This window comes from Pseudomonas sp. 18058, from assembly GCF_902706155.1.
GTDB classification, from domain to species: domain Bacteria; phylum Pseudomonadota; class Gammaproteobacteria; order Pseudomonadales; family Pseudomonadaceae; genus Aquipseudomonas; species Aquipseudomonas rustica.
This window is the reverse complement of the sequence record NZ_CACSJY010000053.1, coordinates 34,291-40,854: the sequence shown is the minus strand read 5'-3', so window position 1 is coordinate 40,854 and position 6,564 is coordinate 34,291. Positions and strand designations below refer to the sequence as shown.

The window sequence follows — 6,564 nt, the reverse complement described above, 5'->3', positions numbered from 1 at the left end:
ACGAAGCATTCTTTATCGGCGCTTTGGTGGAAGGGGTGGGGCCGATGTCTCCCACAGTCTGTACTGGGCTAACAGTCAGAAGCTGGCTTTTGGTCCCACCCACCCCTTCGAGTCCTACCATACAAGCGGGCTTGCTCGCGAAGCTCTTTCAGGTGGCCCACCGCGGTTTACGTTTTTGCACAAAAGCCATGGTGCCCTCGATCCCTTCTTCTCCTATCACCGCTTCGCTAAACCACTGCGCCGCTTCATCAAGCAACTCAGCCGATGGCTGCCCGGCACTCGCCAACAACAATTTCTTGGTCACGGCATTCGCCTCCGGCGCACAACACAGCACGTGTTGCAGCACCTCATCCAGACGCTCAGCCAGCGCCTGCGCATCCTGCTCGACAAAATGCACCAGCCCCAAACGGCGTGCCTGATGCCCGTCAAAACGTGCGGCGGTCAGCGCCAGTCGCCGCGCCTCGGTCAGGCCAATGCGCTGCACCACAAACGGCGCGATCTGCGCCGGTAGCAGACCCAGGCTGGTTTCCGGCAATCCGAATTGCGCCTGATGATCGGCAATCGCAATATCGCTGACACACGCCAGCCCAAAACCACCGCCGAGCACCGCGCCTTGCAGCACCGTGATCAGCACTTGCGGCGCGTGCTGCGCTTCTTCCAGCAAAGCCCCGAACGCACGATTCAACTCACGGTAAGCATCCGCACCCTGAGCACGGGCACTGGCCATGTCCTTGATATCGCCCCCGGCGCAGAAATGCCCGCCGGCGCCGCTGAGCACCAGAGCGCGAACACTGCGGTCATCGCGTACCGACGCCAGCACCGCACGCAATTCGCTGACCATTTGCAGGCTCATCGCATTGCGGCTATCCGGGCGATTGAGGGTGATGTGCAGCACGCCGCCATGCAGTTCCAGCAACAGCGTCTGGCAATCCGGCAGGCTGCTCATTTCTTTTTCCCCGGCAGGATGCCCATCAGTTTGCAGATGATCCCCAGCATGATTTCGTCGGCGCCGCCGCCAATCGACACCAGCCGCACATCGCGATAGGCGCGGGCCACCGGGTTGTCCCACATGAAACCCATGCCGCCCCAATATTGCAGGCAGCTGTCACTGACTTCGCGGCCCAGACGCCCGGCCTTGAGCTTGGCCATCGACGCCAGGCGCGTGACGTCCTGGCCTTTCACGTACTGCTCGGTGGCCTGATAGACCAGCGCGCGCAGGCATTCGATTTCGGTTTGCAGTTCGGCGAGGCGGAAGTGGATCACCTGATTGTCGATCAGCGCATTGCCGAAAGTTTTGCGCTCCTTGCAGTACTCGATGGTGCTGTCGACGCAGTACTCAAGGCCCTTGATCATGTTCGCCGCGCCGAACAGGCGTTCTTCCTGAAACTGCAGCATCTGCATCATGAACCCGGCGCCTTCGTGGCCGACGCGGTTGCGCTGCGGCACGCGCACATCGTCGAAAAACACCTGCGCAGTTTCCGAGCTGCGCATGCCGAGCTTGTCGAGGTGCGAACTGAGACTGATGCCCGGCGTGTTCATCGGCACCATGATCAGCGACTTGTTGATGTGAGGTTTATCGTCGGAAGTATTCGCCAGCAGGCAGATGAAATCAGCACTCGGCGAGTTGGTGATCCACATCTTGCTGCCATTGATCACATAGTCGTCGCCGTCCTTGCGCGCGGTGGTTTTCAGCCCGGCAACGTCGGAGCCAGCGCCGACCTCGGAAACGCCGATGCAGCCAACCTGCTCGCCGGTGATCGCCGGACGCAGAAACTCTTCGCGCAAGTCATCGGAACCAAAACGGGCGAGGGCGGGCGTGCACATGTCGGTCTGCACGCCGATCGACATCGGAATGCCGCCGCAATGAATGGTGCCGAACTCTTCAGCGGCGACAATCGAATAGCTGTAATCGAGACCCATGCCGCCGAATTTTTCCGGTTTGGAAATACCGAGCAAACCGAGGTCGCCGGCCTTGCGGAAGATCTCGTGGATGGGAAAGCGTCCGGCCTTTTCCCATTCATCGACGTGCGGATTGATCTCGTGCTCGACGAACTGGCGGACGGTACGGCGCAGGGCTTCGTGTTCCGGGGTGAAGATCATTTTTTATTGTTCTCCATAAGATCCGTGGCGGTCAGAACCGGCTGACGCCGAAGCTGTTGGGTTGCAACGTGCGAATGTCGGCTTCGTGGCAGATGTCGAGCAAATAGCCGAGCAGCGTGCGCGTGTCGCGTGGATCGATCAGCCCGTCATCCCACAGGTTGGCGCTGCCGTAGAGCGCGGTGGATTGGCTGTCGAGTTTCTGCGCGGTGACCTGTTCAAGCATGTCGAGCATTTTCGGATCCGGCGTCAAACCGTCCTTGAGCTGTTTGGCTTCGGTAACGATGCGCAGAACTTTACCGGCCTGCGCGCCGCCCATTACAGCGGTGCGGCTGTTCGGCCAGGCAAAGATAAAGCGCGGATCGAGACCGCGTCCGCACATCGCATAGTTCCCGGCACCGTAGGAGCCGCCGACGACGATGGTCAGTTTAGGCACCCGCGCGTTGGCCACCGCTTGAATCAGTTTCGAGCCGTGTTTGATAACGCCTTGCTGTTCCGATTCAGTGCCGACCATGAAGCCGGTGGTGTTGTGGAAAAACAGCAACGGTGTCTGGCTCTGATCGCACAGCTGAATGAATTGCGCCGCTTTGCTCGCACCGTTCGGCGTGATCGGACCGTTGTTGCCGATGAAACCGCAGGCGCGACCCTGAATCTTCAATTGCCCGCAAAGGGTTTGCTGATCGAACTCGCCCTTGAATTCCAGAAAGCAGGATTCGTCGGCGATGCGCGCGATGATTTCGCGCACGTCGTAAGGTTTTTTCGGATCGTCGGGAATCAACCCCAGCAGTTCTTCGATGGGGTAGAGCGGTTCTTTGTATTGCGGTTCCGGCAGCCATGGCAGTTGTTCATTCCACGGCAGCATTCGCAGAATTTCACGCACCTGACGCACGCCGTCGGCATCGTTTTCCGCCAGGTATTCAGCCGTGCCGGCGACCTGCGCGTGCATCTCGGCGCCGCCGAGTTCCTCATCGGTGGCGACTTCCCCCGTGGCCGCTTTGAGCAAGGGCGGGCCGGCCAAAAACAGCTTGGCCTTGCCGCGCACCACCACCACGTAATCCGACAGCCCCGGCTGATAAGCGCCGCCCGCCGTGGCTGAGCCGTGCACCACGGTGATCTGCGGCAAACCCATCGCCGACATCCGCGCCTGGTTGGCAAAACTGCGCGCGCCTTCGACAAAAATATCCGCCGCGTAATTGAGGTTGGCGCCGCCGCTTTCGGCGAGGGTAATCACCGGCAGTTTGTTTTCCTGAGCGATCTGTTGCAGGCGCAGGGATTTTTTCAAACCGCTCGGCGAGATCGTGCCGCCCTTGATCGCGCTGTTGTTGGCGACCACCATTGCGCGGATGCCACAAACGTAACCGATGCCGGCGATCAGTCCGCCACCGGCCGAGCTGCCGTCCTTATCGTCATGCAACCTGTAGCCGGCGAGACTGGCCAGTTCGAGAAACGGCGCGCCGGGATCGAGCAACAGGTTCAGGCGTTCGCGCGGCAGTAACTGTCCGCGCTTGTCGAATTTGGCTTTGGCTTCGGCGGCTTTATTCAGCAGGTTTTGTTCGAGTTGCTGCACTTGCTCGATGGCCACGAGCATTGCCGCACGGTTACGGGCGAAGGCCTCGCTGTGCGGATCGAGTTGGGACTGGATCTGCGGCATGGCTTACTCCTTGTCCTTCAGCACGTCTGGAAGGTAGGCGCGATGGAAGCCATTGAACGACTCGCTGTGAGTCGCTTTGTGCAACGGCCACGCACGGCTGCCGAGGCTGGCCGCGCCATCAATTTTCAATGTGCTGCCGCTAATAAATGCCGCCGCCGGACTGAGCAAAAATACAATCGCTGCGCTGACTTCCGATTCGGTGCCGATGCGCTTGAGCGGCACATGCTCGCGCAGGGTCGGAATCACCGCTTTGAACGCACCTTCGTAAGTGTCCATGCCGCTGGAGGCGATCCAGCCCGGCGCCACCGCATTGACCCGCACCCCGGCATAACCCCATTCAAACGCGGCGGTTTTGGTGAAGTTGTCCATGCCCGAACGCGCCGCGCCGGAGTGGCCCATGCCGGGCATGCCGCCCCACATGTCGGCGAGCATGTTGACGATGCTGCCGCCGTGCTTGCTCATCGACTGGTTGAACACTTCCCGCGCCATCAGAAAACCGCCGACCAGATTGGTGCGCAGCACGGTTTCGAAACCTTTCTGATTGATCGAAGCCAGCGGCGACGGGTATTGGCCGCCAGCGTTGTTGACCAGACCATGAATCGGCCCGTGCTCGGCGATCAGTTCCTTGACCAGTTGTTTTACCGCTTCTTCATCACGAATATCGCAGGCCTGCCAGTGCGCGCGGCCGCCGTCCTCGACGATTTCGGCGGCGACCTTTTCCAGTTTTTCCGGTTTGCGCCCGACCAGCAGCACGTTGGCGCCGAGCGCTGCCAGTTCGTGCGCGGTGCAACGGCCGATGCCGCTGCCGCCACCGGTGACGATGATGGTCTGGCCGCTGAACAGCTCGGCATTGAAAATCGACGCGTAAGCCATGCACACCATCCTCTAGTAGAGCTGTTCGGCGATGCTCTGCGGCACCGGGATCTGGATTTCCAATAACTGCTGGGCGAATGCCTTGCCTTGTGGGTCGATGCGCAGACTGGCCACGCCGCCACCGCCGAGTGCGTTTTCCAAAAGAAAGTTGAGGCTGTGGGTGCCGGGCAGATACCAGCGTTCGACCCGGCCGTGGATCGGGTCGAGCACGTGGCTCATCCAGTCGACGATCACTGCCGGGGTCAACGCTTCGGCGATCCACGGTAGGTATTCGGGTTTGCGCGGCAGCACGCCGATGTTGCTGTGGTTGCCCTTGTCACCGGAGCGCGCCACGGCCAGTTTCACCAGTGCCACGCTGGCATCGGCGCGGCCCTGAGGTTTCGGCGGTTGCTGGGCAATCGGCAAATCTTCACTGTCGAGCGCGACCAACGAGGGCAGGGCGCAAGAATGGCGTTCACCGGCCAGATCGATCTGCAAGGTGCAGGCGTTTTTATCGATCAGGAATGAAAACAAACGGATCAGCGGATACACGGTTGGCCGTCCGCCAACGATGCCGGTCAGCCCCGGCGCCATGCCGGTCGCGGCCTGGGCGATTTCCCGGGAGAACAGAATCAGCGCCTGTTTGCTCGGGTGCCGCACGGCGAGTTTGATCACCACTTCGCGGCTGTCGCGACGTTGCCCGTGCGGGCCGTAAGTGGCTTCGCTGCCGAGCAGTTCGATGTGGGTTTCGCTGTAGGGCGACCAGCCGCGCTGGCTGAACATTTCCGCGGTCTTGTCGATGATTGCCTGACTGACGCGCTGCGCTTTTTCAACGGCATCGATACCGGCGATCAGGCAACTGGCGGTGCAGCGAAAGCCGTCCGGCCAGGTGGCGCTGACCTTGTATTTATCCGTCGGCGGCAGGCCTTTGGCGCCGCGAACGTGTACCGCGTTTTTGCCTTGCTGCTGAAGTTTGACCTCGGTGAAATCGCAGACGACGTCGGGCAACAGATATGCCTGCGGATCGCCGATTTCGTAAAGCATTTGCTCGCCAACGGTCAGTGGCGTGACCAGTCCACCGGAATCTTCCGGTTTGCTGACGATAAATTGGCTGTCGGCGCTGACTTCGACGATTGGAAAACCGATGTGCTCGTAATCCGGCACGTCGCGCCAGTCGGTGAAATTGCCGCCGGTGCATTGCGCGCCACATTCGATGATGTGCCCGGCCAGTGCGGCTTGGGCGAGTTTGTCGTAGTCGTGCCACGACCAGCCGAATTCGTGCACCAGTGCGGCGCTGACCACGGCGCTGTCGACCACACGGCCAGTGATGACGATATCGGCGCCCAGTCGCAACGCTTCGACAATGCCCGGCGCACCGAGGTAGGCATTGGTCGACACGCACATCGGCGGCAACGGGGCGCCGCTGAACATTTCAGTGATGCCGCTGAGTTGTTTGAATTGTGGTTGCAGGTCATCGCCGAGCAACACGGCGATTTTCAGTGGGATGCCGGCCTTGTCGCAGGCCGCTTGCAGGGCAGCGGCGCAGGCTTGCGGGTTGACCCCGCCGGCGTTGCTGATGACGCGGATATTCTGCTCGGCGAGTTGTGGCAGCAGCGGTGTGAGGACTTCGATGAAGTCCCCGGCGAACCCGGCCTGTGGGTCTTTCATGCGCGCGCCGGCCATGATCGACATGGTGATTTCGGCCAGATAGTCGAAGACCAGATAATCCAGTTTGCCGCCGTCGACTAACTGCGCGGCGGCGGTCGAGGTGTCTCCCCAGAATGCACTGGCGCATCCGATGCGAACGGTGGTGGGCATTTTTATCTCCGACTCAGCAACCTGCGACAGAAGTGTCTGGAGGCTACCAAGCAAGCGCTTGGTTTGTAAACAGCGAAACACTATCTTCTGCCCAAGCGCTTGCTTGGTTGCCGTTGGCGGCTTAAATTGCGCGCAACCCTGCGGTT

The 6,564-nt window shown here is 60.7% G+C and carries 5 protein-coding genes; all 5 read right to left on the bottom strand.

The annotated features are described in order from the left end of the window. Positions 1-148: 148 nt before the first annotated feature. Genes GVL50_RS22980 through GVL50_RS22960 form a run of 5 tightly spaced genes read right to left on the bottom strand, consistent with a single transcriptional unit; the run spans position 149 to position 6,418 of the window. Positions 149-946, bottom strand: a complete 798-nt coding sequence (locus tag GVL50_RS22980) for an enoyl-CoA hydratase/isomerase family protein (RefSeq protein WP_159815164.1) — start codon at positions 944-946, stop codon at positions 149-151. Next, a complete protein-coding gene (atuD, locus tag GVL50_RS22975) occupies positions 943-2,100 on the bottom strand; it encodes a citronellyl-CoA dehydrogenase (protein WP_159815163.1) in 1,158 nt (385 codons plus the stop codon). The genes GVL50_RS22980 and atuD overlap by 4 nt, the downstream gene beginning before the upstream one ends. A 31-nt stretch (positions 2,101-2,131) precedes the next feature. Beyond that, a complete protein-coding gene (atuC, locus tag GVL50_RS22970) occupies positions 2,132-3,748 on the bottom strand; it encodes a geranyl-CoA carboxylase subunit beta (RefSeq protein WP_159815162.1) in 1,617 nt (538 codons plus the stop codon). 3 nt (positions 3,749-3,751) lie between these two features. Next, entirely contained in the window at positions 3,752-4,621 is an 870-nt protein-coding gene (locus GVL50_RS22965; protein ID WP_159815161.1) for an SDR family oxidoreductase, read from the bottom strand. A gap of 12 nt (positions 4,622-4,633) precedes the next feature. Then, positions 4,634-6,418 (bottom strand): acyclic terpene utilization AtuA family protein, encoded by a 1,785-nt coding sequence (locus tag GVL50_RS22960; RefSeq protein ID WP_159815160.1) that lies wholly within the window; start codon positions 6,416-6,418, stop codon positions 4,634-4,636. Positions 6,419-6,564: the final 146 nt, after the last annotated feature.

What these genes read in the sequence shown, in the direction of transcription:
- atuD (WP_159815163.1), bottom strand. Translation starts at nt 2,100, where the DNA reads ATGATCTTCACCCCGGAACACGAAGCCCTGCGCCGTACCGTCCGCCAG.
- GVL50_RS22965 (WP_159815161.1), bottom strand. Translation starts at nt 4,621, where the DNA reads ATGGCTTACGCGTCGATTTTCAATGCCGAGCTGTTCAGCGGCCAGACC.
- atuC (WP_159815162.1), bottom strand. Translation starts at nt 3,748, where the DNA reads ATGCCGCAGATCCAGTCCCAACTCGATCCGCACAGCGAGGCCTTCGCC.
- GVL50_RS22960 (WP_159815160.1), bottom strand. Translation starts at nt 6,418, where the DNA reads ATGCCCACCACCGTTCGCATCGGATGCGCCAGTGCATTCTGGGGAGAC.
- GVL50_RS22980 (WP_159815164.1), bottom strand. Translation starts at nt 946, where the DNA reads ATGAGCAGCCTGCCGGATTGCCAGACGCTGTTGCTGGAACTGCATGGC.